This window comes from Vibrio sp. AK197, assembly GCF_053903115.1.
On the sequence record NZ_CP096430.1, the window covers coordinates 290,888 to 317,450 of the forward strand.

Annotated in this window: 22 protein-coding genes; all 22 read left to right on the forward strand. The window is 46.6% G+C overall.

The features are described 5' to 3' along the window. Window positions 1-23: 23 nt before the first annotated feature. The 22 genes from csrD (at window position 24) to M1D72_RS08635 (ending at window position 26,553) form a co-directional block, all read left to right on the forward strand. Window positions 24-2,030: an RNase E specificity factor CsrD gene (gene csrD / locus M1D72_RS08530; protein ID WP_456296602.1), complete on the forward strand. Its 2,007-nt coding sequence runs from the start codon at window positions 24-26 to the stop codon at window positions 2,028-2,030. A gap of 9 nt (window positions 2,031-2,039) precedes the next feature. Continuing rightward, window positions 2,040-3,476 (forward strand): MSHA biogenesis protein MshI, encoded by a 1,437-nt coding sequence (locus M1D72_RS08535; protein WP_456296603.1) that lies wholly within the window; start codon window positions 2,040-2,042, stop codon window positions 3,474-3,476. Beyond that, window positions 3,476-4,123: an MSHA biogenesis protein MshJ gene (locus M1D72_RS08540; protein ID WP_456296604.1), complete on the forward strand. Its 648-nt coding sequence runs from the start codon at window positions 3,476-3,478 to the stop codon at window positions 4,121-4,123. Before M1D72_RS08535 ends, M1D72_RS08540 begins: the two co-directional genes overlap by 1 nt. Further along, window positions 4,116-4,445 carry an MSHA biogenesis protein MshK gene (locus tag M1D72_RS08545; protein ID WP_456296605.1) on the forward strand — a complete coding sequence of 110 codons (330 nt, stop codon included), beginning with the start codon at window positions 4,116-4,118 and terminating at the stop codon, window positions 4,443-4,445. The genes M1D72_RS08540 and M1D72_RS08545 overlap by 8 nt, the downstream gene beginning before the upstream one ends. Window positions 4,446-4,455: 10 nt before the next feature. Next, complete coding sequence (mshL, locus tag M1D72_RS08550) at window positions 4,456-6,114, forward strand: pilus (MSHA type) biogenesis protein MshL (protein WP_456296606.1); 1,659 nt, start codon at window positions 4,456-4,458, stop codon at window positions 6,112-6,114. 6 nt (window positions 6,115-6,120) lie between these two features. After that, on the forward strand, window positions 6,121-6,966 hold the full coding sequence (locus tag M1D72_RS08555; RefSeq protein ID WP_456296607.1) for an ExeA family protein: 846 nt from the start codon (window positions 6,121-6,123) through the stop codon (window positions 6,964-6,966). Beyond that, the gene (locus tag M1D72_RS08560; RefSeq protein ID WP_456296608.1) at window positions 6,963-8,054 is read left to right on the forward strand and encodes a tetratricopeptide repeat protein; all 1,092 of its coding nucleotides are present in this window, start codon (window positions 6,963-6,965) and stop codon (window positions 8,052-8,054) included. Before M1D72_RS08555 ends, M1D72_RS08560 begins: the two co-directional genes overlap by 4 nt. Beyond that, the gene (locus tag M1D72_RS08565) at window positions 8,044-9,771 is read left to right on the forward strand and encodes a GspE/PulE family protein (protein ID WP_456296609.1); all 1,728 of its coding nucleotides are present in this window, start codon (window positions 8,044-8,046) and stop codon (window positions 9,769-9,771) included. Before M1D72_RS08560 ends, M1D72_RS08565 begins: the two co-directional genes overlap by 11 nt. Window positions 9,772-9,777: 6 nt before the next feature. Beyond that, complete coding sequence (locus M1D72_RS08570) at window positions 9,778-11,001, forward strand: type II secretion system F family protein (protein ID WP_456296610.1); 1,224 nt, start codon at window positions 9,778-9,780, stop codon at window positions 10,999-11,001. Between the two features lie 333 nt (window positions 11,002-11,334). Further along, window positions 11,335-11,910, forward strand: coding sequence for a prepilin-type N-terminal cleavage/methylation domain-containing protein (locus M1D72_RS08575; RefSeq protein ID WP_456296611.1), 576 nt, complete (start codon window positions 11,335-11,337; stop codon window positions 11,908-11,910). Window positions 11,911-11,946: 36 nt separating this feature from the next. After that, window positions 11,947-12,405: a type II secretion system protein gene (locus M1D72_RS08580; RefSeq protein ID WP_456296612.1), complete on the forward strand. Its 459-nt coding sequence runs from the start codon at window positions 11,947-11,949 to the stop codon at window positions 12,403-12,405. 94 nt (window positions 12,406-12,499) lie between these two features. Then, complete coding sequence (locus tag M1D72_RS08585) at window positions 12,500-13,018, forward strand: prepilin-type N-terminal cleavage/methylation domain-containing protein (RefSeq protein WP_456296613.1); 519 nt, start codon at window positions 12,500-12,502, stop codon at window positions 13,016-13,018. Then, window positions 13,015-13,551: a type IV pilus modification PilV family protein gene (locus tag M1D72_RS08590; protein WP_456296614.1), complete on the forward strand. Its 537-nt coding sequence runs from the start codon at window positions 13,015-13,017 to the stop codon at window positions 13,549-13,551. The genes M1D72_RS08585 and M1D72_RS08590 overlap by 4 nt, the downstream gene beginning before the upstream one ends. Beyond that, complete coding sequence (locus M1D72_RS08595; protein ID WP_456296615.1) at window positions 13,551-14,291, forward strand: PilW family protein; 741 nt, start codon at window positions 13,551-13,553, stop codon at window positions 14,289-14,291. Before M1D72_RS08590 ends, M1D72_RS08595 begins: the two co-directional genes overlap by 1 nt. After that, window positions 14,281-14,715: an MSHA biogenesis protein MshP gene (locus tag M1D72_RS08600; protein WP_456296616.1), complete on the forward strand. Its 435-nt coding sequence runs from the start codon at window positions 14,281-14,283 to the stop codon at window positions 14,713-14,715. Before M1D72_RS08595 ends, M1D72_RS08600 begins: the two co-directional genes overlap by 11 nt. After that, the gene (locus tag M1D72_RS08605) at window positions 14,716-17,991 is read left to right on the forward strand and encodes a DUF6701 domain-containing protein (RefSeq protein WP_456296617.1); all 3,276 of its coding nucleotides are present in this window, start codon (window positions 14,716-14,718) and stop codon (window positions 17,989-17,991) included. Window positions 17,992-18,143: 152 nt separating this feature from the next. Then, entirely contained in the window at window positions 18,144-19,187 is a 1,044-nt protein-coding gene (locus M1D72_RS08610; RefSeq protein ID WP_093274359.1) for a rod shape-determining protein, read from the forward strand. 52 nt (window positions 19,188-19,239) lie between these two features. Then, a complete protein-coding gene (gene mreC / locus M1D72_RS08615; RefSeq protein WP_390196233.1) occupies window positions 19,240-20,127 on the forward strand; it encodes a rod shape-determining protein MreC in 888 nt (295 codons plus the stop codon). Continuing rightward, complete coding sequence (gene mreD, locus M1D72_RS08620; protein ID WP_390196230.1) at window positions 20,117-20,605, forward strand: rod shape-determining protein MreD; 489 nt, start codon at window positions 20,117-20,119, stop codon at window positions 20,603-20,605. The genes mreC and mreD overlap by 11 nt, the downstream gene beginning before the upstream one ends. A gap of 1 nt (window position 20,606) precedes the next feature. After that, window positions 20,607-21,173 carry a Maf family protein gene (locus M1D72_RS08625; protein WP_390196227.1) on the forward strand — a complete coding sequence of 189 codons (567 nt, stop codon included), beginning with the start codon at window positions 20,607-20,609 and terminating at the stop codon, window positions 21,171-21,173. A 19-nt stretch (window positions 21,174-21,192) separates the two neighbouring features. After that, complete coding sequence (rng, locus tag M1D72_RS08630; protein ID WP_456296618.1) at window positions 21,193-22,662, forward strand: ribonuclease G; 1,470 nt, start codon at window positions 21,193-21,195, stop codon at window positions 22,660-22,662. Between the two features lie 9 nt (window positions 22,663-22,671). Continuing rightward, window positions 22,672-26,553, forward strand: coding sequence for a YhdP family protein (locus M1D72_RS08635; protein WP_456296619.1), 3,882 nt, complete (start codon window positions 22,672-22,674; stop codon window positions 26,551-26,553). Window positions 26,554-26,563 lie beyond the last annotated feature (10 nt).

Consider the following 26,563-nt stretch of genomic DNA (forward strand, 5'->3'; position numbering starts at 1 on the left):
ATGGATAAGGATGTCATTATACAATGAGGTATACCCCTACCTTAAAGCTCAGTACTCGCTTGGTGGCTTTTGTCACGATGATCGTCATCAGTGCGATGTTCATTTTGTTTATTGGTGGCACATTGTCGCTGCGCAGTTTGGGCCAAGAGTACGTTGAGCAATCCCTGCAAGGCATTGTGGAAGTGGTGGATAAGGAGATGGAAGATCCTGATGCTGCCTACTCGATGCAGCGTTGGATGCCCAAAATGCTGCAAGCGTCCAACATTGTTGAAATGCAACTGTCCTCCTCGTTTGGTGTCGTTTATCGCTACAAAGATACCTCGATGCGCATCGACGAACGTGCGTTGTACGAAAAAACTTATGTACTAGAAAGGAATGACGGATATTCCATCACCTTTAAAGTTCGCCCTCCTTATCTGGGATACAATTATTCTCTGCAAGCCTTCTCTTCGCTCTCTTTAGCTATCGCGCTGGTGGTGTTTTGTCTTGTGCGTGGTGTTAAGTGGTTGAAAGAGCAATTACTCGGTTCTGAATTGTTGGAAGAACGGGGAAGAATGATCCTCGCCGGGCGAGTTGAGCAACATGCCAAAGGCGATGAGCGTGAATGGCCGTATACGGCGAGTGAAGCCTTAGACCTTTTGATTGAAGAGTTGCAGGATGCACGTCAAGAACGCAGTCGGTTTGATACCTTTATTCGGACTCAGACCTTCTTGGACAAATTGACGGGCACGGCTAATCGCGTGCTGTTTGATAGCAAGTTGGAGTCGGCTTTATCTGAAACGGGTTCTCAAGGCGCTGTGTTCTTGATCCGTTTGGACGACTGGGAATCGGCGATTGAAGAAGTTGGGTTACAACAGGCGAATGAGTTTATTGTTGAGGTAGGGCGCAATTTATCTAACGTGATTCAGCGCTATCCGGATATTACGCTCTCACGATATTACGATGCTGAATTTGCGCTATTTGCTCCGCAAGTTAATAGTAAAGAAGCAAGCTCCATTGCGGCGCAATGTTTGAAGCAACTCAGTCGCATACAGCCGCCTAAACCGCTTGATCCAGAAAACTGGTGTCATATCGGAGTAACAAGTTATCGTGAAGGTGAGCGACAAAACCGGATCATGGATGAAGTCGAAACGGCGCTAAAGAGCGCACGAATTCAACAAATGAACACGTGGAACCGCTTTGATAAAGCGTTTGCTCAGCAAGATGAACGGGGGAGCGTGCGTTGGCGCTCTCTGTTTGATCAAGTAATGGTGCCAGAGAAAATATTAGTTTTTGAGCAGGCGTGCTATCTGTTCGATGAGCAAATGAAAAACGTGCTGGATCACCGAGAGTTATTTATGCGCCTTCGTGATCCTGAAAAAGGGGTGATCAAAGCGTCGAAGTTTGCTTCAGCGGTTGAATTAGTCGGTTATCAAGCGGTGATGGATAAAACTCAGATGACGGTTGTGAGTCAATATCTTAAACAGCGAGATACCGAACAAAAGTTGTCCATCAACCTGCACGTGACACCATTTGCAGAGCGCGACTATTTTAAATGGTTTAGAAATGAGTTGCTGCAGCTCTCAATTCGGCAACGTAGCGCACTGATTTTTGAGTTTTCTGAAGCTAAAGTTGTAAAACATTTGGATTATATGCGTCCGGTAATCAAAATGTTGTCGGGGTTAGGTTGCCAAGCCGCGATAAACCAAGCCGGGCGTTCGATTGTTAGTACGCATTACCTAAAAGAACTGCCTTTTGGTTATATGAAACTACACCGTAGTTTGATTAAGCGCATCGACCAACGGCATGAAAACCAGCTATTTGTACGTAGTTTGCTTGGCGCTTGTGAAGGCAGTGGCACTAAAGTTGTTGCGGTTGGGGTCGATAGCGAGGCTGAGTTAAAAACATTGCAAGATTTAGGTGTTGAAGGCGTTCAAGGGCGATTAGTCGCGAATGAACATCAAATGTTGCCTCCTCCACAAGTTGAGAATCAAAAGCCGAAACAAAATAAAGTCCAAGTAGGTCGACGAAATCGGTGGCGTAAGAAATAATACAAAGGTATGAATATTCAAAGCTTGTTATCTAAATTCAGCAAAACAGCATCTTACCATAAGAAAGTTGTGGTTATTGTGCAGCCTGATGGGTTGTATTTTGCTGGTAAACATCTTGCGCAATTGCCGCAATACGTTGAGTTGTCCAGCCCGTGGCAAGACGTGTTGGTTGAGACGTTACAATCCGCTGATGTTAAAGAATCGGTGCTCGATGTCGTTTTGCATTCGAGTTTTTACCAAACCTACCAGATTGAGCGCCCGAATATTCCTGAAACCGAATGGGAAAGTGCTCTGCCTTTTTTATTAAAGGACTTAACCTCAGAAAAAGTGAGCGATATTGTCGCTCAAGCCTTTCCGCTGCCCTACGGTAATCGCATTCAATGTTATGTGGTCAATAAGCCACTGATTGTTCAACTCGCCATAAAATTGGCTGAGATGCACATTCAGCTTGGAAAAGTTCTGATAGAAGATGATGTTTGGCCACTTGTTGATGATGTACCGAACTCATTTTTGCTACTGCAGAAGAGTAAGCAAAGCCAATATAAAGTGAGCGCGTTGGTGTCTGGCTCATGTGTGTTTCAGCGTACCATTCGCGGTGTCACGTCACCGTTAGTTGGCGGGGCAACCAGTAGTTTACAACTGGACAGCATTGCCTTAGAGCTTCAACGTTCGGTGGATTACCTCTCCTCGCAACTTAAAGGCACCCATATCCACCAAATGAAGGTGTGTTGTGACGGTGAAGATTCAGCTTTACTGGCGAATGAGTTGACTCAGCGACTCAATGTGAATGTTTCACCACTTTCGAGTCACCAAGAGCTGTGTGGCCATATTCTTGCCGTGGCTGCCAGCCAAGGTAAGCCGACGCATATCGACTTATATCTCGAGTCCCTAAAGCCGAAAAAAGAGCATTTAGGGCTGAAGACAGTGCTCGCGGGTTGGGGCATTGTCGCACTGTCATTATTTGCGGCTTGGGGATGGTTGGTGTTTGAACAGCAAGGCCTTAAGCGCCAGGCCGCTGCGTTAAGTTCCCAACAACAAACGCTTGATGACCAGTCAAAGCAATTAAAACTGCAGCTCGCGCAACACAAACCCTCCGCTGACAAATTAGCCGCAGTGGAACGCATCAAAGCCGAAATCGAAGCGCAAAAATCGGCGCTGAATTCTCTACAAAATTATGAGCTTCAAGATCACGCCGGTTTCTCTGGCGTCATGAGCGCGCTGGCCAACATAAACCGTACAGACATTGCTTTAAACTATATTAAAGTTGAGGGGCAATATTTTGATTTAAAAGGCTTAGCCAAAACGCCTCAAGCCGTTCCGAGTTGGATCAAGCAATTCAAACAGGAGCTTAATTTGGTCGGGCGAGCTTTTGATAAGCTCACGATCGGTCGAAACGATCAGCAAGTGATTACGTTTGAGCTGAATACTAAGCGGGAGAGTAACTAGTGGAACGCTATTTACAATTGATCAACGCTCGCTATTCCGAATTCACTGACCGTGAGAAAGGCCTGGTGATGTTGTGCGGTTTTGTTGCGATTATTTTTGGTCTGCTAACCGTATTACTCGACCCGAGTTATCAAACCAACAAGAGGTTGGCAAATGAGATTTCTCAACGCCAACTGGCGATCCAAGCTCTTGAAAGTAACAACATGGTGATGAGCGCTAAGCTCAGGCGTGACCCAGATATCGATGTTGATAAACAGCTTAAAGCACTGACCAAGCAAAGCCTTGCGCTGAGTGAGCGTTCCGCCAATGTGGTCAAGAATTTCATCACGCCGGAAGCGATGGCACATTTGCTGGAAGATGTACTGACCAGCAGTCAAGAATTGAGCTTGATTTCACTGGAGTCTCTGCCTGCGAAACCGATTATCGGCCAGCAATCTCAAAGCAATACAGGATATTATTTACATCCTATGCGGCTTGAAATCAGTGGGAATTACTTTGCTATTCAGCGGTATTTAAGCACGCTGGAGACTTTTGAAGCGAAATATTATTGGCAAAGTTTCGAGTACCAAGTGGCGAGTTATCCGACTGCAACCGTCGTACTTCACGTCTATACATTAGGGACGAGTGAGGAGTTTATCGGTGGCTAAATTTATCTCGGGATTGGTATTTTTCATGGTGTTACTGGCGCCGACGCTACAAGCCGCGTCCAAGGATCCAACGGCGCCGCTGTCTTGGAGTGCGCCAAGTGCAACATCATCCCGCAGCCAGGCGGTCGTTGCTAAACTGCCCACATTACAAAGCATTACATGCAATTCGTCATGCCAAGCGGTGATTAACCAGCAGGTCGTCAATCAAGGGGCGAGAATCAATGGTTACCGAGTTCAAAGCATAACCCCGGATTTTGTCACGCTGACGCGTAACGGAAAATCTTGGCATCTTGAATTATTCTCTTTAGATATAAAACAATAAGGTATTGATAATGCGTCAGGCGGTCATCGTTCTCGTTATCTCATCTCTGGTTGGTTGTTCAATGGGGCACCGTGATCCGGTTGAAACCAAGCAAGCCTTGAATCAGGCGATCAACGAATCAAGCAGTCATAACCTTCAGCAACTGCCAGCCTCGGTTGAAGCTGACTTAATGCCCGATTTAAATAGCCATGACAGTGTGACGTTGCAAGCCATGAAGCGTTTTCGTATTCAGGCGAATGATGTGGATGCGAAAGCGTTCTTTGCCAGTTTAGTCAAAGGTACTGAATTTAGTACTGCAATTCACCCAGAGGTCACCGGGCGAATTACGGTCAATCTCAGTGATGTGTCTCTGGATGAAGTGCTGAATGTCGTGGGCGATATGTATGGCTACGAGATTGAAAAGAACGGCAAAGTCATTCAGGTTTTTCCCGCTGGATTACGAACCGTGACTCTGCCCGTTGACTATCTGCAGCTAAAGCGTCGTGGTCGCTCATTGACTTCAATTACCACTGGCACCATTACCAATACCGATAACAGCAATACAAGTTCATCGTCAAACACCAATAACTCTTCAAACTCCAATGACAGTGATAGCGGCTCCAACTCCGAAAAAGGGGGGACTGAAATCGAAACCACTAGTGAAAGTGATTTTTGGCCTCAATTGCAACTGGCTGTTTCGCAATTAATTGGTAGTGGAAAAGGGCAAAGTGTTGTCGTTTCACCGCAAGCGAGTGTGATCACGGTAAGGGCTTATCCCAATGAGATTCGCGAGGTAAGACGTTTCCTTGGGGTTTCTCAACAACGGTTGCATCGCCAAGTCATTTTAGAAGCCAAGATTATGGAAGTGACATTGAACGATGGTTACCAGCAAGGTATTAACTGGTCAAAAGCCTTTTCGTCCAATGGAACCAATTACAGCTTAGGCCAAGGCTCGGTGGTACGTGATACTGATGGAAACATTGTGACCTCAGCATTAGCGGGTTTGGATGCGATTGGTAATCTACTTGGTGGTCAAACGAACTTAGTGATTTCCAGCGGCAGTTTTGATGCCGTGCTGTCGTTTATGTCGACTCAAGGTGACGTGAATGTGCTGTCGAGTCCACGTGTGACGGCCTCAAACAATCAAAAAGCAGTGATCAAAGTCGGTACTGATGAATATTATGTCACCGATTTTTCCAGTGTGGTTGGCAGTGGGGATAACTCAGAGCCCTCCCCAGAGATCGAACTGACGCCATTCTTTTCCGGTATTTCGTTAGATGTGACGCCGCAAATTGATGATTCCGGAAATGTCTTGCTGCACGTTCATCCAGCGGTGATAGACGTGGCTGAGCAAATCAAAGAGATTGGTTATAACGATTCATCGATTACATTACCCCTCGCGCAAAGTTCGATCCGTGAGTCAGACTCTGTGATTCGTGCTCGAGATGGTGATGTTGTGGTGATTGGAGGCTTGATGAAGTCGAGCGTGGTTGAACAGGCGACAAAAGTGCCGTTTTTAGGTGATGTTCCCGTTCTCGGGCATCTGTTTCGTAGTAAGAGCAATGTGACCGAAAAAACCGAATTGGTTATTTTGTTGAAACCAAGTGTCGTCGGTGTTGATACATGGCAAAAGGAATTGGAACGTTCGCGCTCTCTACTGCAAGATTGGTTCCCCGAGCAGCAACCGTAATTTGTTATGTATCTGACGCACTTTGGTTTTTGCCAATATCCTTTTCACCTGACCCCAAATACCGAACTGTTTTTAGGGTTAGCGCCTCACTATGAGGCGATTCAAACCGTCAATAGTGCGCTGGCGATGGGGGAAGGTGTTGTGACCGTCACGGGTGAGGTTGGTACTGGAAAAACCATGGTGTGCCGAATGTTGATGTCACTATTTTCTGAGCAAACTCAGCTGGTTTATTTGCCAAATCCATGTTTGTCTGACCAAGAATTGCGTCAAGCGATCGCCAAAGAGCTGGCGATTGTTGACAGTGATACAATCTCTATCGTTGATGACATTCAGCAACGTTTAGTTGCGCTCCATCGACAACAGAAGCAAGTTGTGGTGTTAGTTGATGAAGCTCAAGCGTTACCCGACAGTGCGATTGAAGCTTTGCGCTTGTTTGGTAATTTAGAAACTGCGCAAGATAAATTAATGCATATTGTCTTGTTTGGGCAGCCGGAGTTAGATCAGCGTTTAGCGCAGCATCACTTACGGCAGTTTAGGCAGCGGATTTCATTTCGCGCTCAGTTGCGTCCGCTCACTTTGCAAGAAACGGTGGCGTATATTGATAGCCGCTTGATGCAGTCGGGTGGGGACGAGCGCATTTTCAGCTTGAATCATAAGCGCGCAGTTTGGCGAGCCAGCGGTGGCATTCCGCGCTTGATCAATCAGGTGTGCCATAAAGCCTTGCTGATGACCTACAGCGCTCAGCAATCGAGAGTTGGCAGTGAGCGTCTGTTCGAGGCCATTCATGACACCCTAGACACCTATAAGCCGAGATTTAAACGCCCACTGTTATGGGGGTGGAGTCATCCATGAGTAAGATAAATCAAGCATTGAGTGAATTGGCTTCCGAGACCGGAAAGAGCCCAAAAACGTTACAGCGAGCGTCGTTACCTGAAGTGAAGCAGCGCCGGGTTCTACCTTGGTTGATTGCCGGCTTTACATTGAGCATGGCGGTAGGAGGATGGAGCTTAACGCTTCAAGCGCCAAGCGAAGCGATGATCGTTGGCAGTGAGGCGATTGCTTCATCGGCCCCTGAGAAGGCGCGTTCAACCCTATTGTCGCCTACCAGCAAAATGCTGACCACCAGTGGCGCAGTGTTTCCACTTACATCATCAACGACGTTACACAGTCAGGAACAAGAGATTAAGCGTTCTCAACCCCAGTTAACGGCAAAAGTGGATTCAAAGCCTCAAGTCACACCAAAAATAAAAACCGTCACCCAGAATTCACCGCCGGCGGCAGAGGCACCGACTGTTTCGCCTCAAGTGAGTCAACCAGGCAGCGTGCATATTGAACAAGTTGACATGACGCCACGACAGTTGGCGACGAATGCTGAGCAACGTGCGCAAAAAGCCCTTGATAGCAACAACCTAAGTGAAGCCATTAGCCAGTATGAAGATGCGCTGCGTTATATGCCAAGTGATGAGAAAGTTCGTCAGACATTATCTGCGCTCTATTACGGTAAAGGGGAAACTCGTAAGTCCGCCGATTTATTGCAACGAGGCATTGAGCGCAATGTGAATAGTCAAGCGTTGCGTATAGCGCTGTCTAAGTTATTGATCAAAGAAAGCCAACAGCAAGCGGCGCTAACGCCGCTTTTGTATTTGCCTGATCAAGCGAGTACTCAGTATTTATCGCTACGAGCCGCTTTGGCGCAAAAAGTGAATCAAGATGAAATCGCCGAGCAGAGTTATCAAAAACTGGTGGAGATTGCACCAGATAACGGTCGCTGGTGGATGGGGTTAGGTATTCAGCAGGAGCGAGGATTAAAGCCACAACAGGCGCTTATTTCTTATCAATACGCTTTGCAAAAGTTGGGACTTTCTAGCCAATCACAGCAGTTTATTCGTCAACGTCTCGCATTATTGACGCAGCAAGGGGAGTCTTCTGGTGCAAATTAAATTACGTAAACGGCTTGGCGACCTATTAGTTGAAGAAGGGATCATCACTGAATCTCAAGTAGAACAAGCCTTAAGTGCTCAAGCCACTACCGGGACGAAACTCGGTGCAACTTTAATTGAGCTTGGATTCCTTTCAGAACAACAGATGCTGACGTTCCTATCGCAGCAGCTTGATGTTCCTTTAATCGATTTAAGCCGCGCTCAGGTTGATATTGATGCGGTACAGCTGTTACCGGAGGTACATGCCCGACGTTTGCGTGCTCTGGTCATTGGCCAAAATGGCGATATTTTGCGTGTGGCAATGAGTGATCCCGCGGACTTGTTCGCTCAAGAAGCGCTGCTGAGTCAGTTACCGCAATATGCGATCGAATTTGTGATTGCGCCAGAGAAGCAATTGGTCGATGGTTTTGACCGTTATTATCGTCGTACCAAAGAAATTGCGTCGTTCGCCGAGCAGTTACAAGCTGAACACCAGGTCACTGATGCGTTTGATTTCAATATCACTGATGCAACAGACAGCGACGAAGTGACGGTGGTTAAGCTTATTAATTCGCTGTTTGAAGACGCCATTCAAGTCGGGGCATCGGATATTCATATTGAGCCTGACATCAATGTCCTGCGTCTTCGTCAGCGTATTGATGGTGTGCTTCATGAAACGTTACTCAATGAAGTGAATATTGCCCCAGCCTTAGTACTGCGCCTTAAACTGATGGCCAATTTGGATATTTCAGAAAAACGTTTGCCGCAAGATGGCCGTTTTAATATTCGAGTCAAAGGCCAATCTGTTGATATTCGTATTTCGACGTTGCCTGTACAGTATGGTGAAGCTGTGGTCATGCGTTTGCTCAACCAGTCATCGGGCGTGCGTAAACTTGAAGAATCAGGTTTGCCTCATCATTTGCTCGAGCGTTTTCGTCGCCAGCTTCGTCGGCCACATGGCCTGATTTTGGTGACTGGGCCAACCGGCTCCGGTAAAACCACCACCTTATACGGGGCGTTAAGTGAACTTAACCAACCAGGAAAGAAAATCATTACCGCAGAAGATCCGGTAGAGTATCGTTTACCTCGAGTGAGCCAAGTTCAGATAAATAGTAAGATTGCGTTGGATTTCTCAACGGTTCTGAGAACCTTTCTGCGTCAAGATCCAGATATTATCTTGATTGGTGAGATGCGCGATCAGGAAACGGTGGAAATTGGTCTGCGAGCTGCATTAACGGGTCACTTGGTTCTGAGTACCTTACACACCAACGATGCGGTCGATAGCGCGCTTCGAATGATTGATATGGGCGCACCGGGCTACCTAGTGGCGAGTGCAGTGCGAGCCGTTGTTGCTCAGCGACTAGTGCGTCAAGTCTGTAATGACTGTAAAACCGAAGACACTCTCGATACCGCACGTCAACAATGGCTGACTCAACGTTTCCCCAATCAGCAGCATGCAACATTTGTTCGTGGGCGCGGCTGCCAAAGCTGTAATTTGACAGGATATAGTGGTCGAATTGGTGTGTTTGAAATGTTGGAGTTGGATCAGCCGATGATGGATGCTCTAAGAGTTAACGATGCCGTGGCATTTTCTCGCCAAGCACGTCTATCGAACGAGTATAAGCCTCTGATTGTCTCCGCAATGGAGCTGGCGCTCAGTGGCACCACCAGTTTGGATGAAGTGATGGTTCTGGGTGAGGGTGATAGCTCAGGCCATAGTGAAGCGATTTATTTGTAGGTTTTCATGGCGATATTTCGATACCAAGGTCGTAATGCGCAAGGCGCGCAAGTCTCAGGGCAAGTCGAAGCGGCGACACAGGATTTGGCTGCAGAATCGCTAATGAGTAAAGGTGTGATTCCTACTTCGCTCAGCGAAGGTAAGGTCCGCACTCAAAGCAGCTTCGATCTTAAAGCCTTATTGACGCCTTCCGTACCACTGGAAGTGCTTGTGATCTTTTGTCGTCAGCTTTATAGCTTGACCAAGGCGGGGGTCCCTCTCTTAAGGGCGATTAAAGGTCTGAGTCAAAACAGCGACCATAAAACCTTAAAAGCGGCCTTAGAAGACGTTAGCCAAGAATTGGCCAACGGCCGTAGTCTGTCGAGTTCGCTGCAAATGCACTCGAATGTATTCAGCTCGTTATTTGTTTCGATGGTTAATGTCGGTGAAAATACAGGCCGGCTGGACCAAGCTTTGCTTCAACTCGCTAACTATTATCAGCAAGAAGTTGAAACACGTAAGCGCATTAAAACCGCCATGCGTTATCCCAGCTTTGTGATTAGCTTTGTTGCTATCGCTGTTGCGGTATTAAATCTCAAGGTCATTCCGCAGTTTGCTAATATGTTCCAACGTTTCGGAGTGGATTTACCGCTGCCAACGCGAATTCTAATCGCAACCTCTGATTTTTTTGTTAACTACTGGGCCTTTATTGTGGCGCTGTTAGTTGGCTCTTGGTTTGCTTTTCGGGCTTGGCTGAAAACCGCTAACGGTCGAGAACGTTGGGATAAAGCGCGGCTGAGAATGCCGATTGTTGGCTCTATCGTCAATCGGGCTCAGTTGGCGCGCTTTTCTCGAACTTTTTCGCTGATGCTGACCGCAGGTGTTCCTCTTAACCAGTCATTATCGCTGTCTGCAGAGGCGCTGGATAATCAGTATTTAGAAAACCGTCTTCAGGAGATGAAGTCGGCGATTGAAGCCGGTTCGACGGTTTCTACCACCGCTACCAATACCGGAATCTTTACGCCCTTAGTGCTACAGATGATTTCGGTGGGTGAAGAAACTGGGCAAATTGATCAGTTGCTACTGGAAGTCGCTGATTTTTATGATCGCGAAGTTGATTATGATCTCAAAACCCTCACCGCGCGTATCGAGCCTATTTTATTGGTCTTTGTAGCGGGTATGGTGCTGATGTTAGCACTGGGTATTTTTCTACCTATGTGGGGCATGCTTGATGCGATTAAAGGCGGATAATTTCTTCCTTTCGGCGACAAGAGTATTGCCGGTTTCCTGCGTTGGTGCATTTTCTTCTTATCTCAATGCCTCTTATCTAAAGAGGCTGTCCCGCTTATCTCTTTTGTGTTTAAGGTTCACTTTTACATCAGCAAAGTGATCTAACAACCAATATTTTCGTTTAAATTAAAAACAAAGCGCATTAACGACAATTAATGCTTTTCTATTTAATGTAAAGTCTATAAATTTAATTTGCGTATAAACTTTTCGCTTTGTTTTATTTGTAATTATATGTCCTATAGTAGTAAATACTATTTTGCGTATAATTAATTCGTTGAGTGTTGGTGTTTATTTATGCCTCATAAACAAGTGGGTTTTACTCTTGTCGAGCTGGTGGTGGTCATCGTTATCGTTGGTCTATTGGCGGTTGCAGCCCTACCTCGGTTTTTAGATATTACAAACGAAGCCAAAAAAGCCAGCGTCGAAGGCGTGGCTGGTGGGTTTTCGACAGGTGTGTTATCTGCTCGTGCTCAATGGGAAGCAGAGTCAAGACCTTCAATTTCGGTCGATAGTGAGTCGTACAACAGCGTCAATTATGACGGGGTAAACTTTTGGCTAACTCGCTCGCGAACCAGTTCTGGGGCGAGTACCGGTTATCGTGATGGCTATCCGTTAGCAATCAACACTGGTAATTCCAGTTTTCCTACAGAAATAACAGCCGATGACTGTATCGACTTAATGGAGAATTTACTCCAGAATCCACCGCAAGTTGGGTCGGTTGATGACGCAAACAGCAATTCAAATATTAAGTATTCAGCGCAAGCCGACGGGACAAATGCCACTTGCACTTATATTCAGCAAGAAGGCGGCTCAGAGCACCAATTTGTGTATGACGCTCGGACTGGGCGAGTCATGGTGACGTTGCAATAGTTTTGTAAGTACATAATACCTATGAGAGAAAATGTTATGAAAAGACAAGGCGGTTTCACTCTAATCGAATTAGTAGTGGTGATTGTTATTTTGGGTATCTTGGCTGTGACGGCCGCGCCGCGTTTCTTGGACTTACAAGGCGATGCGCGTAAAGCGTCACTGCAAGGTTTAAAAGGGGCAATGCAAGGCGCTGCAGGTATTGTCTATGGTAAAGCAGCGATCAGTGGTGATGAAACGGCATCTTCTGCAACTGTTACTAATGGAACAACAACTATTTCTACAGTTTATGGTTTTCCTGCTGCAACCTCTGACGGTATTGGCAATGCTGTTGCTGGTATCGATAGTGATTGGGATGAAATTGTAAGCGCAGGCCAGGCGAACGATTCTATTTCCTATACATTTGATGGTCGCAGTACTGCTGGATGTCATGTTAATTACCAAGAAGCAGCTCAAAACGGTGAACCAGCAATTGTGGTTGTGACTACCGGTTGCTAATTGAGTAATAAGGCCAGCAACGCTGGCCTTTTTTAACTTCCTTCTTACCATTTTCATCTATGGTTAGATATACATCCTATCAAGCTAGAGAACCATGCGCCGCACTGTTGATTCCGGTTTCACCTTAGTTGAATTGATTGTTGTGATCATTTTGATCGGCATTGTGTCGGTTTATGCCGCAAGCCGTTTTTTTGGTGTCGATAGCGTCTCAGCACCGGTTGCTAAAGAGCAAATTATTTCTGTTATTCGTCAAGTGCAACTCACGCGGATGCAAAATAATATCAATGAATTAAGTTCCTATTGCCGTGACAGTGCGCCCGCGTCGTCAGCCCAGCGTCAACAATGTCTGCGCAGTCGCTTGGTCATTCAGCCTCACTGTATTGGCAGCGCTCAAGCATGCTCATTGACTGACTTAAGTCAACGCAGCGATGCGGTCGCTTTGTCCAACCTAAACTTTTCAACGACCCCTGTGCTAACCGAAGTGGATTTTGATTTGTTTGGCAATCCTCAAGGCAGTGCTGGCAATGGTTTCACCATTTCGATTCAAGGGTTGGACAGTCGTGCCAGCGTGTGTGTTAATCCACAAGGCTATGTTGGTGGAGTCTGCCTATGAAGTGCCCCAAAGTGCGTGGATTTACGTTAGTTGAGAGCGTCGTAGCGATGGTGATTATGGGCATCGCGATGGTCACGATAGCGTCGTTTTTATTACCTCAAGTCTTACGTTCTGCTGACCCTTACTACCAAATTCGCGCTTTAGAGCTTGGACAAAGCGTGATGTCTAAAATGTTGTCGCGGGGCTTTGCGGATAACAGTGATTTTAACGGCGGTAATTGGCGTTGCGGCGATGATAACACCTTGTGTTCAACGCCGTTAGGGCCGGATGGCGAAAGCGCTCCACAACAATTTAATGATGTTGATGATTACATTGGCTGTTGGGTGCCGACTGGCAGTGCGCAGTGCGGTGATCTTAATATTTTAGCGGACGACACCAGCGGTGAGACCTACCGTAATTTTCGCCTTGATATCGCTGTGAGCAATGACAACTCTGACGGTTTTGCTCCACAGACCATGAAAAAAATCGAACTCTCGATAACCATTCCGAATCAGTCACCAGTTGAATTGCAGGCTTGGCGAGGGAACTACTGATGAAATTAGGTGTTCCACGCGGTTTTACATTAGTCGAAATGGTGGCAACGATTGTTGTTAGCTCGATACTGATCCTTGGCATCGCAGGTTTTATTGAACTCGGCACCACAGGTTACGTTGATTCTGTTGAACGAGGACGCTTACAAACTCAAGCCAAATTCTTACTTGAAAAGATGAGCCGTGAGGTACGTCATAGCATTCCGAATCTGGTTTCTACTGATTCTCCCGCAGGCTATGAAACTTGTCTAAACTTTTATCCTATCGACCATTCAGGTTTTTACACTGTTTCCGGTGCCGATCTGCAATTTGTTATTGGTGATGACTATACGAATGAACAGATCGTCGATGTAGGCAAAAAGCTGATTATTAACCCAGCGCGAATGGCGGATATCGACAATGCGATTGAACTGACCTCCAGTAATACCAGCATATCTGGCGCGGTGTTTACCGTCACAGATGGTCAACAAGCATTAGTCAGTGAATCTGTGGCTAAGCGTATGTATCTGTTTAGTCATCGCGTCGCTTATTGTTTGCCAAGTACAGTGAAACCATCCCATTTACAAAGGGTTGATAACGGGCAAGCGGTCGCCATTTCGGACAATATCGTGACGCAAGCCGAGTTTCGTTACGATCAAACGGATCTTCGCCGCGGTAGTTTGATTCATATTGATCTTGATCTCACTCAGAATGGTGAGAACAACCATTACCAGCAAGATATACAGGTGCTTAATGTCCCCTAGTTTACGTAAGCAAAAAGGTAACCTGTACATCGTGGTCATCTTTGTACTGGTCGTGATAGGGTTTTTGGCTAGTGGTTTGGCCAGAATACAGTGGTCAGATAACGATGCTCAGACGCGTAGCGTGCTGGGCGCACAAGCTTGGCTGATTGCTCACTCGGCCAATGAGTGGGCGCTGACTCAGCTTTATCCACTGAGAGAAAATGACCAGCCTTTTGATTTGGCCGCTCATTGTCAAAACCTTGCACCCACGCCAGACACGCTAGAAACGGCGAGCTGCCGTGAAGTCGAAGTGACATGCAGTGCCTCAGCCAGTGAGGTACCTGACGCGTTAAAGTTTTATCGTGTTGAGGCGCGAGTACAGTGCGGTAGTGGGATTAACTTAGTAGAACGACGCCAGCAAGTTTGGGTTAGAGAGGTGGAATAGATGAAATGGTCGCCGTTTTTTTGTGGAGTATTACTGACCTTGTGGTCATCATTGGCCAGCGCGGCTTTTTTTCCTTCTCAGTGTTCCAGCATTGAAACTAGCCAAGACTTCTCGGTAAGCTTTAGCTTGCGTCCTGCGTTACTTCAAGAAACCGTATATCTCACCAAGCGCAATCAAGATGGGTTTGCTGTTGCTTGGACTAACGATCGTCTAATTCGACGTGCTGCAATCCATGATAGGCAAACTCTGCCTCTATTTAACTACAATATCTTACTTCAGTATGAACACATTCGCGGAAAGCGAGGTGTGTTGACCTATTATCTTGAGCGCAATGGCAGTTGGGTTGAAATTGATGCCGTTGAGGCTGATGTTACCGATTTGTCGGCAGCGATAGAGGTCTCTGGGATTAATGTGCAGAACTTAGCGTGTTCTGAAGAGATCGAATTTCCTGAAGCTGAGTCGCTTAACCTTTGCGAGTATTTTCCCGATCCGATTCAAAGTAACCGTTACGTGTTAGGTGTGCCATTTTTCACTGACTTAGTGATTGGCGGCGATCGCAATAAACTCTATTTGCCAACGTATTCACCGATTTCTTTCTCATCCGTGGCGACTAACCCCTTTGGGCAAAGTGGTTGTGTGTACGGCAGTTCAAGCTCGGTTTCTGGCTGCCTATATAATCCATTTTTGAGTTACGCTAACTTTCCGCCGCAACTGGCCACGTTTATCCCAAGTTCGAAAGATGTTTTTTGCACCAACAGTTGTACGGAAACGCTTTCTCCTGGGGCTTATCGCACCATTACGATTGGCTCTAATGGCAGTACGGTGACGCTTTCAGCAGGAGAGTATTGGATAAATACGCTTAATTTCTCAACCAACGATGCCAAGCTTAACGTCACCGGTCAGGTGGTGCTTCATTATAAAAACTTATTAATTAATGGTGACCGAGTAAAAATAAACAGTGAAGGAAATGCCGACAATTTGGTTTTAATTGGTCATGGTACGAATTCAGGGGTCACCATCTATAACAATGATGTTTCCGGCCGAGCACATTGGTATGTTGACCCGGATAATCTTTTTGGTGTCAATGGCATCGTGAGTTACGCAGACCGCTTTAATTGGCGCGGTGCAATAACCGCAACACGGGTAAGATTAGGTGGACACGACAGTCAAATTTCCGCTTACGCGCCACAAAGTTGCGCGCTGTTTAATAATAACTATGCAATCACTATGTCGCCGAATACGGATATTAGCTTGATGTGCGGCGATGAACGCCCTGAGTTCTTAGTCAGAACGACCAACAACGCGTTAGGATTTTCAACTCAAGTGAATGTCGACGTGTTTGATTCGAGTGGTAACGCGGCTTCGGGGGTGACACTGGTGGTGGCGGACGGCGTGGGCTCCGGTTCTGGGAGTGTTTTTACCTCTAACAGTGAAGGGCGTTTGCGTTTGCAAGTCGTGAGTGACAACCCAGCCCTAGTGGCTTTAAACCAAAGTTACTCATTGAAAGTCACAATGGCCGTCGATAATAATCAAGCGGATGTCAGCACATTTCGCTATGTTCCATTTAAGTTTGCTGTGGACGATCAGCAAATCATTGCAGGCCAAGAGACCACCATTGACGCTCAAGTACTGGCGTGTGATGTGGATGGTGGACAAGTGGTGGCAAGCAATTATGCTGGCTCACCGCAAGTTACCCAGCGCGTCGATTACCCGAGTTCAGCGGACGGGGGAATTGAAGGGGTATTAAGTTATCAACCTCAATTTAACCAAGGGCGTTCTACGGCGTCGTTAACCCACAGTGAAGCTGGGCAATTTACGGTCACGCTGCAAGATAGCCGTTATGATTGCTCTGAATTTGCCAGTTGTCCTGTCGATGGAAGTGGCGTGCTACAAGGTAGTTTCACTTTGTATTCTCGCCCATGGACGTTTGCAATCTGTGGTGACAATTTGCAACAGGGGACCAGTGAGTCAGGGCTTGGTATGGTTGCGGCTGGTGAAGGCTTCGACCTGATCGCAAGGCCGATCCGTTTTACGACTCAAAGTGACAATCGCTGCAACCTCGATTTGGTCACCCAAAATTACTTCTATTCTGATGCCAGCATTGATGCCAGTTATTCTCTCGATACCCCTGAGTCTGGTGTGCTAGGCGCTTTGTCTTCCAGTCGTGGTTTGAGCCAAGTGATTGGCGCCGCAGATGTGGTGAATCAGGGCTATCTATTTAACCAACTGCGTTACGATGATGTCGGAAGTATTGATTTTCACGTTACCGAAACAGGCAGTTTCTATTCCAATATTTTGCAAGGAATAGAAACGTCACAGACCTTAGGTCGTTTCTACCCTGCTCAGTTTCGAGTGTTGAGTAATGAGTGGGGTTACCCGGGAACGCAATCTTTTATCTATATGAACCAACCGTTTGAATCTGTTGGTTATCAAGTCGAAGCGCTTAATGCGCAGTTTGAACCAGTCCAAAATTACCCGTTGTTTAATCCGGGTTTACAGGCTCAGTTTGATATCACAGAGCCCAATTATGATGACCGTTTTAGCGCGCCGCGAATGGCAGGGGCTTGGCAACAGATTGATGGGCGTTCGATTGGCGCATTTACCCAACCCGGAAGTGATGATTGTTTAGATGGCTTATGTTGGACAAAACTTTCTGATTTTACTCCTGACGGCCCGTTCAATATGTTGGCTGAATCATTGATCACCGATTTGCAGCTTACGGGCGATCTCATTCCCGGAGATGGTAATGACAACCAAGACCCGGTGAATTTTGCCGGCAATGACAATCAGTTTCTCATTCAGCCCGATATCCGTTTCGGACGAGCTCGGCTTGAAAGTGTCGGAGGGCTGGAAGATCAACAAATTCAGGTTCCTTTAAGTGTTGAGTATTGGAATGGCCAACAGTTTGAGAAAAACGTTGATGATGATTCCACTTCATTCAATGGTGAGCACTTTTGTTCACAACTCATTTGGTCTGAGGGCGGGAGTGGGGCATACTTGTCTGGCAGCGGGCGCGTGTCGAGTGGCTCTTTCTCGTCATTGCTTGCACAACAAACGGTTGTGGGGAAACAACAAGTTCGCTTTTGGCTGCGTTTAGGTCTTCCTCAAACGGATGGTGACTGCGTTGCCTCAACCAATGTTTTACCTTGGCTTCGTTATGATTGGGCACAAGCTCAAACTGATGAACAAGATCCCTCCGCTGTTGTGACTTTTGGTCTATATCGAGGCAACGATAAAGTCATTTTTCGTGGTGAGCGAGGAATGACTGGGCAGTAAATTTTGGATATTTTGGGGTTTTAGTTAGGAATCTGTTAGAAATTGCGGGTTTCAGCCCATCTTTCCACTTCATTGCCTTGCTGTAATGGCAAGGCATTGGTAAATTTAGAGCAATTTTCTTTCTTCTAATTCTTTCAGGACGAGCGAAGAGTATGTTCAAAAAACTTCGTGGCATTTTTTCTAATGACCTATCTATCGATTTAGGTACTGCCAACACTCTTATTTACGTTAAAGGACAAGGTATTGTTCTTGACGAACCTTCCGTTGTTGCGATTCGCCAAGACCGAGCTCGCGCAGGCAAAAGCGTCGCGGCTGTTGGTCACGCTGCTAAACAAATGCTGGGTCGTACTCCGGGAAATATTTCTGCTATCCGTCCGATGAAAGATGGTGTGATTGCAGACTTTTATGTCACCGAAAAGATGCTGCAACATTTCATCAAGCAAGTGCATGACAATAGTGTACTTAAGCCTAGCCCTCGTGTACTGGTCTGTGTACCTTGTGGATCAACTCAAGTTGAGCGCCGCGCAATTCGTGAATCGGCTCTAGGTGCCGGTGCGCGTGAAGTGTATCTGATTGACGAGCCAATGGCGGCGGCAATTGGTGCTGGGCTTCGTGTATCAGAACCTACTGGTTCCATGGTGGTTGATATCGGTGGTGGTACCACCGAAGTTGCGGTTATCTCACTCAATGGTGTGGTTTACTCTTCATCTGTTCGTATTGGTGGTGACCGCTTTGACGAAGCGATCATCAATTATGTGCGCCGTAATTACGGCAGCTTAATCGGTGAAGCAACCGCCGAGAAAATCAAGCACGAAATTGGTTCTGCTTACCCAGGCGATGAAGTGCAAGAAATTGAAGTTCGTGGTCGTAACTTGGCTGAAGGTGTACCACGCAGCTTTAGTCTTAACTCAAATGAAATTCTTGAAGCCTTGCAAGAGCCTCTAACAGGTATCGTATCAGCAGTGATGGTAGCGCTAGAGCAGTGTCCGCCAGAACTGGCATCAGATATCTCTGAAAACGGCATGGTATTGACGGGTGGCGGTGCGCTACTTAAAGACCTTGATCGTTTACTGACTGAAGAGACCGGTATTCCTGTGGTTATCGCCGAAGATCCATTGACCTGCGTGGCTCGTGGTGGCGGTAAAGCACTAGAGATGATCGATATGCATGGTGGCGATCTTTTCAGTGAAGAATAATAAGACTTTGACGCCGAATGGGGTCAACTCTCGATAAGCAGGAACTCAATCAATGAAGCCGATTTTTGGCCGAGGACCTTCACTTCAGATACGTCTGTTATTCGCCGTCATTCTATCAGCCAGCCTTATGCTGGCTGATAGTCGTTTAGGTGCGTTTACTCAAGTACGCTATATATTGAACAGTGTGGTCGCGCCAATTCAGTACGTTGCAGATTTGCCACGTAGCATGTTCGACGACTTTTATGAGCAGTTCAATACACGTCAGCGCTTGATGGATGAAAATCACAGCTTTAAACGTGAAGTCCTCAGACTGAAGAGCGATATCAGCCTGCTCGATCAGTATAAAGAAGAAAACCAGCGCTTGAGAAAGCTGCTGGGGTCTAGTTTCGTGCGCGATGAACGCAAAGTCGTCACTGAGGTGATGGCCGTCGACACCTCACCATATCGTCACCAAGTGGTGATTGATAAAGGCCGCACTGATGGCGTTTATGCTGGGCAACCTGTGGCCAATGAACGAGGTATTGTCGGTCAAGTCACTTTCGTGTCGGCTCATAATAGCCGTGTGCTACTGCTTACTGACGCTAACAGTGCGATTCCGGTACAACTGCTACGCAATGACATTCGAGTTATTGCTTCCGGTAACGGTCAAATTGACCGTATTCAACTTGAGCATATTCCAATCAGTACCGATGTTCAGGAAGGTGATGTGCTTGTTACTTCAGGGCTCGGTGGTGTCTATCCAGAAGGGTATCCGGTCGCGAAAGTCTCACTGGTTGAGCGAGACTCACGCCGCGAATTTGCTTTGATTGAAGCCGATCCTGTGGTCGATTTTGAGCGACTTCGTTATTTGCTACTCATCTGGCCAAATGATGTGCGTCAAGATCGTGTTCAATCGGCGATGCCGGAACAGATGACAGAGGAAATCAGCAGTGACCAATAAGTTTTTTCAAGGCCGCTTTGTCATCATCGTAACCTTTCTTGTTGCGCTGACCTTACAGACCATTCCGTGGCCAGGTGTTCTCGACTTACTCAGACCGTCTTGGCTATTACTCGTCGTCTGTTATTGGGTCTTGGCGCTCCCTCATCGCGTGAATGTTGGCAGTGCTTTAGTCCTTGGTTTAATGTGGGACTTATTACTTGGCTCAACGCTGGGCATTCGCGGTATGATGATGTCTATCGTCGTGTATTTAGTCGCACTTAATTTCTTAGTGATGCGTAACATGGCGCTTTGGCAGCAGGCGATTTTAATCGGTTTGCTCTCTATGTTGCTGGATGTATTGATTTTCTTTGGTGAATATTTGATCCAAGACGTTGCATTTAATCCGCTATCACTGTGGAGTGGGCTAATAAACTGTATACTTTGGCCATGGATGTTTTTATTGCTGCGTCGTATCAGACGCCATTGGCATATTAAATAATATGGAATCACCAACACTGATCCTCGCGTCTGGGTCTCCCAGACGCAAAGAGCTTCTTCATCAACTTGGCTACCAGTTTGAGGTCGTCAAACCGGATGTTGAAGAGTGTCAAACCGCCGAAGAAAGTCCGGTGCAGTATGTAGAACGCCTTTCGCAAGACAAAGCATTTGCTGGTGTGCAATTAGCCCCACCGAATGCAGTGGTGATTGGTTCGGATACCATTGTCGTCGCGGGTAGTGACGTTTTGGAAAAGCCTCAAGATCTAACGGATGCCAAGCGTATGTTACTCAGATTATCTGGTACATCGCATCAAGTGATGACAGCCGTGACTGTCGCCACACAAACCAAACACAAGTCTGTTGTTGTGACAACGGATGTATGGTTTAAAGCTCTAGACCAAGCAGAAATAGAACAATATTGGCAGTCTGGAGAACCATGCGATAAAGCTGGCAGTTATGCTATCCAAGGATTGGGTGGGCGATTTGTAACTCGCATCGAAGGCAGTTATTACGCTGTTGTAGGATTACCGCTATTTGAAACTGACCAGCTCTTGCACGAATTTTTATAATTTACTTTGAGGTGTGCTCATGAGTGCAGAGTTGTTAATCAACGTGACCCCGAGTGAAACTCGAGTGGCCATGATTGAAGGAGGTTCACTCCAAGAAGTACATATCGAACGTGAAGCAAAGCGTGGCATTGTTGGCAATATCTATAAAGGCAAAGTGAGCCGTGTGCTGCCAGGCATGCAGGCGGCGTTTGTTGATATTGGCTTAGATAAAGCCGCCTTTCTTCATGCCTCCGATATCGTTCCCCATACTGAATGTGTTGCCGAAAACGAAAAACAGCAGTTTCAAGTTCGTGATATTTCTGAGCTGGTTCGTCAAGGGCAAGACATCGTGGTGCAAGTGGTGAAAGACCCACTCGGCACCAAGGGCGCACGTTTAACCACAGACATTACACTTCCCTCTCGTTATCTGGTCTTTATGCCTGGTGCCAGCCATGTTGGTGTCTCTCAGCGTATTGAAAGCGAGTGTGAACGCGAGCGATTGAAAAAAGTCGTTGCCGACTATTGCGATGAAAACGGTGGTTTTATCATTCGTACTGCGGCGGAAGGCGCAGATGAGAAAGAGTTGTCTCAAGATGCGGCGTTCTTAAAGCGTTTGTGGTCGAAAGTGGTGGAGCGCCGTTCTAAATATAAAACTCGCTCAACACTGTACGGTGAGCTTGGTCTATCCCAACGTATTTTGCGTGATTTTGTCGGAACCGAACTGACAAAAATTCTTGTCGACTCTCGCCTTGAGTTCGAAAATTTGTTGGAATTTACATCTGAATACGTGCCAGAGCTGTCTGATAAGCTTGAGCTGTTTGAAGGTGATAAACCGATTTTCGATATGTTTGACACCGAAAATGAGATTCAACGTTCACTAGAACGTAAAGTCGAACTCAAATCTGGTGGCTATCTGATCATTGACCAAACAGAAGCAATGACCACGGTTGATATCAACACTGGAGCGTTTGTCGGTCGTCGTAATCTCGAAGAGACGATTTTTAATACCAACATTGAGGCGACTCAGGCTATTGCTCGTCAACTGCGTCTGCGCAATCTCGGTGGTATCATTATTATCGATTTTATCGATATGACATCAGAAGACCACCGTAAGCGAGTGTTACTGTCATTAGAGGCGGCACTGAATAAAGATCGAGTAAAAACCAACATCAACGGCTTTACCCATCTAGGTTTGGTTGAGATGACCCGCAAACGGACACGAGAAAGTATTGAACATGTTTTATGTTCGACTTGTCCTACTTGTGAAGGGCGAGGCAGTGTCAAAACCGTAGAAACGGTGTGTTTTGAAATTCTGCGTGAAATCACTCGTGTTAATCGTGCTTATGATTCGGATAAGTTCGTGGTTTATGCTTCTCCAGCGGTCGCTGAAACGCTACAAGGTGATGAATCGCATGCACTCGCAGAGCTTGAGGTGTTTATCGGCAAGCAAGTTCGTATTCAGGTAGAACCTTTGTATATTCAAGAACAATTCGATGTCGTTATGATGTAAGGCTGTTTGGTGAGCTCGACTGCTACGCGTATATCACGCTTTTTGCTTTGGCTATTGGTGATTTTTTTTGTCACCTTGGCCATTGCGGTAACCACACTACGTATTGCGTTACCTAAGTTAAACCACTTTCAATCTGAAATTCAAACTCTTGTTACGAAAGTGACAGGTGTAGAGATGCAGATCGACAACATCAGTGGTTTCTGGCGCAATACCCATCCGTCTATCTCGTTGCAAGGCATTCAAGCTAAGCTGCCCAAAGGCAGTCATGTTAAATTTGCCGCGGACAAAGTGGATGTCGAATTTGACCTCGTGCAGTCAGCGATGCAATTACAGCCTGTGATTGCAGAACTGACCATTCACCAATTGGGACTTGATGTCAGCTCTATCGATTTTTTCTCTTTGCAGCAAAACCCAGTGAACCAAGAGGATAAGCCCAAACGTAACGCGGTGCAGATTCTTGATGATCTCTTCCTTCGTCAGCTAGATAACTTCTCGCTTATTGACTCAAATGTGATTTACACCAGTGTTGATACCGGTGTTCGTCAATTGAATATTGAAAAACTGAATTGGCGTAACCATGGACGTCGCCATGTTGCTGATGGCTTGGTAAGTATTGCTGACAGCAATATTAACTCGCTGAGCGTCAGCGCCGATTTTGTCGATCATGGCTCATTACTTGATGTCTCCGGTGAATTTTACGCTGCAGCTGACCGAGTGAGTATCACACCATGGCTAACGGTGTACCTCAAAGATCAAACCGGCATTGAAAAAGGGGAAGTGGGCTTACGCAGTTGGATTACCCTTAAGCATTCACAGCCGACCAACGCTTATGTCGATCTCAAACCTTCGGAGCTGATTTGGCAAGAGGGACAGCAGCACCAACTCAATATTGAATCTGGTGTGTTTCAGTTATCTCGTAAAGGCGAGGGTTGGCTGGTGAGTGGTCATTCACTCAAGCTTAGAACTGATGATACACCTTGGCCTCAATTAGACTTAGCTCTCGATTATCAACCTCAACAGTGGCGTTTAAATGCCTCGCAGCTCGAATTGAGCGCAGTGAGCCCACTGGTAAAATTATTACCCGACTCGCAGGCGACCACCGATATTCTTGAGCAGCTTAAATTGGGTGGTTTGCTTGAAGATGTTCGAGTCTCTATGGCGAGTGGCTTGGAAACCCTTCGCTATTCCGCAACGCTTGAAAACGGTCAAATGGCGCAATGGTCGCTATTACCTGAGTTTCATCATTTAAGTGCTTCTATCGCTGGCAATGCGGATAAAGCAGATATTCACCTCTCGCTGATTGATGATATTTTACCTTATGGTGATGTCTTTCAAGCTCCGCTGAACATCAAGCAAGGACAAGTTGATATTGTCTGGCAGCGGCAGAAGTCGGGATGGTCTCTTTGGGCGGATAAAGTGACGGCCGCCACACCAGACTTACAGGTTTTAGGGGCGTTTCGTTTGGACTTTCCAAAAGACAAAAGCCCATTTCTCTCTTTTTACGCCGAAGCGGATGTCTATAACGCTGGAGAAACCTGGCGTTACTTACCTACATTAGCTCTTGGCCAAACCTTGACCGATTACCTGTCTACCGCGATTCAAGCCGGGAAAGTGGATACGGCGAAATTGGTTTGGTATGGCAATTTAAGCGATTTTCCATACAAAAATGAGTCAGGCATTTTCCAAGCGTGGGTGGGCCTGAAAGATGGCCAGTTTAGCTTTGATACCAATTGGCCAGCGGTCACCGATTTGCAGATGGATTTGCTGTTTCAAAACGATGCTATGTACTTGGACTCTGATCACGCCATTCTCAACGAAGTTAAAGCATCACGGATTAAGGGGCAAATTGCCCAGTTAGCAGAAGATGGTCATTTACAGCTAGAAGCCATTGCCAGCGGTGATGGGCAAGCGGTACGTGATTACATGATGGCAACGCCGTTAGTTGATTCTGTCGGTGCTGCGTTAACCGCAGTTAAAGTCAAAGGGGAGGTGGATGCGTCTTTCCAGCTTGATATTCCACTTAATGGGGATGAGCCTCGCGCCTGGGGCTATGCCGAATTAAAAGATAATCATGTCGATATTGATGCACCGCCGATGGCTTTAGAGTCCGTGTCAGGAAAAATCGAGTTCGATAATGATGTGGTCAATGCCGCAGGCATTTCTGCTCAGTTATTAAATCAACCCGTGGCGGTGGATTTTAAAGGCGAGAATGCCACCCAAGGTTATGCGGTCAACATCGATGTGTTGGGGGATTGGGATATCCAACCGTTAGCGCCCTATATCGGCGAGGTTTGGACTCAGCCATTATCCGGACATGCGCCTTGGCGAGCGGGTGTGGATATTCAACTTAACGACGTTGGTTTTAGCTATCAGATTAACGCCAATGCCGACTTGAGACAGTTAGTTAGTACTTACCCTTATCCGCTCAATAAAGCGATGAATGTTAAAGGTAAAGCCACGCTTCAGGCTTCAGGTAATCAGCAACGAGTGGCGGCGCGTCTGCAATTACCGAACACCAAGTTTCAAACCGATGTGGATTTAAGTGGTGATATTCCGGTATTGCAGGCCACCAATCTGGTGTTAGGTCGCGGTAGTTTTAAGATAAGCCCGATGGTGGGTCATCACGCTCAAATACGACTGAAGCGACTTGATCTGGACACTTGGGATGGCTGGTTTAAAACCCACTCAGCGCAACTTGAGCAGACTCAAGGCGCAAAAGACGACGTAAAACAGATACAAAAACCACAACTGCAGCGACTTGATCTTGAAGTGAAAGAGTTGAAAGCGGCAGGGATAGATTGGAATGATGTCAATCTTAATGCGCGGAATAAAGATAAGACCTGGACCATCAAATTGGATAGCCAGGAAGCAAAAGGGGAAGTGCAATACGATCCTTCGCGTAATAATACCGTTGTTAACTTAAGTAAATTACACATCTTTGTTCCGGGGCTCGATGCTAAAAATGAGCATCCTTTGGAGGCACCGACTCTTGAGCGTCCGTTGGTCACCGACTTAGAACGCGATATCTACAAAGGCGTGACTAACGTGACGGTGAAAGTGGATGACTTTTGGCTGCAGGGCTACAAAGTAGGCACCGCAGACATGAGAGTTCGCCGCGAACTCAATCAAATACGCTTAGAGAACCTATCGTTTGCCAGTGGCAGCAACAAAATTGATATCGACGGTATGTGGGCACTGGGTAAAGACAAAAATCAGTCCGCGTTTAATCTGTTTGCCAAAGGGGATAATAACAGCGACCTGATGGAGCGTTTTGGCATCGCCTCAGGTGTTCAGAAAGCGCCGTTTGAACTCAAAACGTCGTTATCTTGGCAAGGCGCACCTTGGTCAATGCGAATTAATACCCTCGCCGGCAAAGTGAATACCGAACTCGGGAAAGGGGTTATTTCGGATGTCAGCGGGGCGGCAAGATTGCTTGGCCTGTTCAGTTTGGATTCCATCATTCGCAAGATGCAGCTCGATTTCTCCGATGTTTTCGACCAAGGTATGGCGTTTAACTCGATTACGGGGAGCGGTGAAATTCAAGAAGGAGTCTTTGTCACTAACGATATCGAGATGGATGCGGTGGCTGGTGAAATGACCATCAAAGGATTGGCGGATTTGAATAAACGTACGGTGGATGCAGAAGTTAACTTTGTTCCGGATATTACGTCAGGAATTCCAGTGTTGACCGCATTTGCCGTTACGCCGACGACCGCACTGTATGTGCTTGCGATTACGACGGTGATATCTCCCGTGGTGGAGGTATTTACTGAAGTCAATTATCAAGTTAAAGGTCCGTTAGATTCACCGACGGTAAAAGAGTTGTCGCGCAGTCGCGGAGAGTTTAAGCTGCCAGAAAAACTTCGTAAAGAAGCCGAAGCGGTGCAATAAAGGAGAATAC

Bases quoted from the DNA above. Each gene is read 5' to 3' on its own strand.
- csrD (WP_456296602.1), top strand. From the start codon at position 24: ATGAGGTATACCCCTACCTTAAAGCTCAGTACTCGCTTGGTGGCTTTT.
- M1D72_RS08535 (WP_456296603.1), top strand. From the start codon at position 2,040: ATGAATATTCAAAGCTTGTTATCTAAATTCAGCAAAACAGCATCTTAC.
- mshL (WP_456296606.1), top strand. From the start codon at position 4,456: ATGCGTCAGGCGGTCATCGTTCTCGTTATCTCATCTCTGGTTGGTTGT.
- M1D72_RS08555 (WP_456296607.1), top strand. From the start codon at position 6,121: ATGTATCTGACGCACTTTGGTTTTTGCCAATATCCTTTTCACCTGACC.
- M1D72_RS08560 (WP_456296608.1), top strand. From the start codon at position 6,963: ATGAGTAAGATAAATCAAGCATTGAGTGAATTGGCTTCCGAGACCGGA.
- M1D72_RS08570 (WP_456296610.1), top strand. From the start codon at position 9,778: ATGGCGATATTTCGATACCAAGGTCGTAATGCGCAAGGCGCGCAAGTC.
- M1D72_RS08575 (WP_456296611.1), top strand. From the start codon at position 11,335: ATGCCTCATAAACAAGTGGGTTTTACTCTTGTCGAGCTGGTGGTGGTC.
- M1D72_RS08580 (WP_456296612.1), top strand. From the start codon at position 11,947: ATGAAAAGACAAGGCGGTTTCACTCTAATCGAATTAGTAGTGGTGATT.
- M1D72_RS08585 (WP_456296613.1), top strand. From the start codon at position 12,500: ATGCGCCGCACTGTTGATTCCGGTTTCACCTTAGTTGAATTGATTGTT.
- M1D72_RS08590 (WP_456296614.1), top strand. From the start codon at position 13,015: ATGAAGTGCCCCAAAGTGCGTGGATTTACGTTAGTTGAGAGCGTCGTA.
- M1D72_RS08595 (WP_456296615.1), top strand. From the start codon at position 13,551: ATGAAATTAGGTGTTCCACGCGGTTTTACATTAGTCGAAATGGTGGCA.
- M1D72_RS08600 (WP_456296616.1), top strand. From the start codon at position 14,281: ATGTCCCCTAGTTTACGTAAGCAAAAAGGTAACCTGTACATCGTGGTC.
- M1D72_RS08605 (WP_456296617.1), top strand. From the start codon at position 14,716: ATGAAATGGTCGCCGTTTTTTTGTGGAGTATTACTGACCTTGTGGTCA.
- M1D72_RS08610 (WP_093274359.1), top strand. From the start codon at position 18,144: ATGTTCAAAAAACTTCGTGGCATTTTTTCTAATGACCTATCTATCGAT.
- mreC (WP_390196233.1), top strand. From the start codon at position 19,240: ATGAAGCCGATTTTTGGCCGAGGACCTTCACTTCAGATACGTCTGTTA.
- M1D72_RS08625 (WP_390196227.1), top strand. From the start codon at position 20,607: ATGGAATCACCAACACTGATCCTCGCGTCTGGGTCTCCCAGACGCAAA.
- rng (WP_456296618.1), top strand. From the start codon at position 21,193: ATGAGTGCAGAGTTGTTAATCAACGTGACCCCGAGTGAAACTCGAGTG.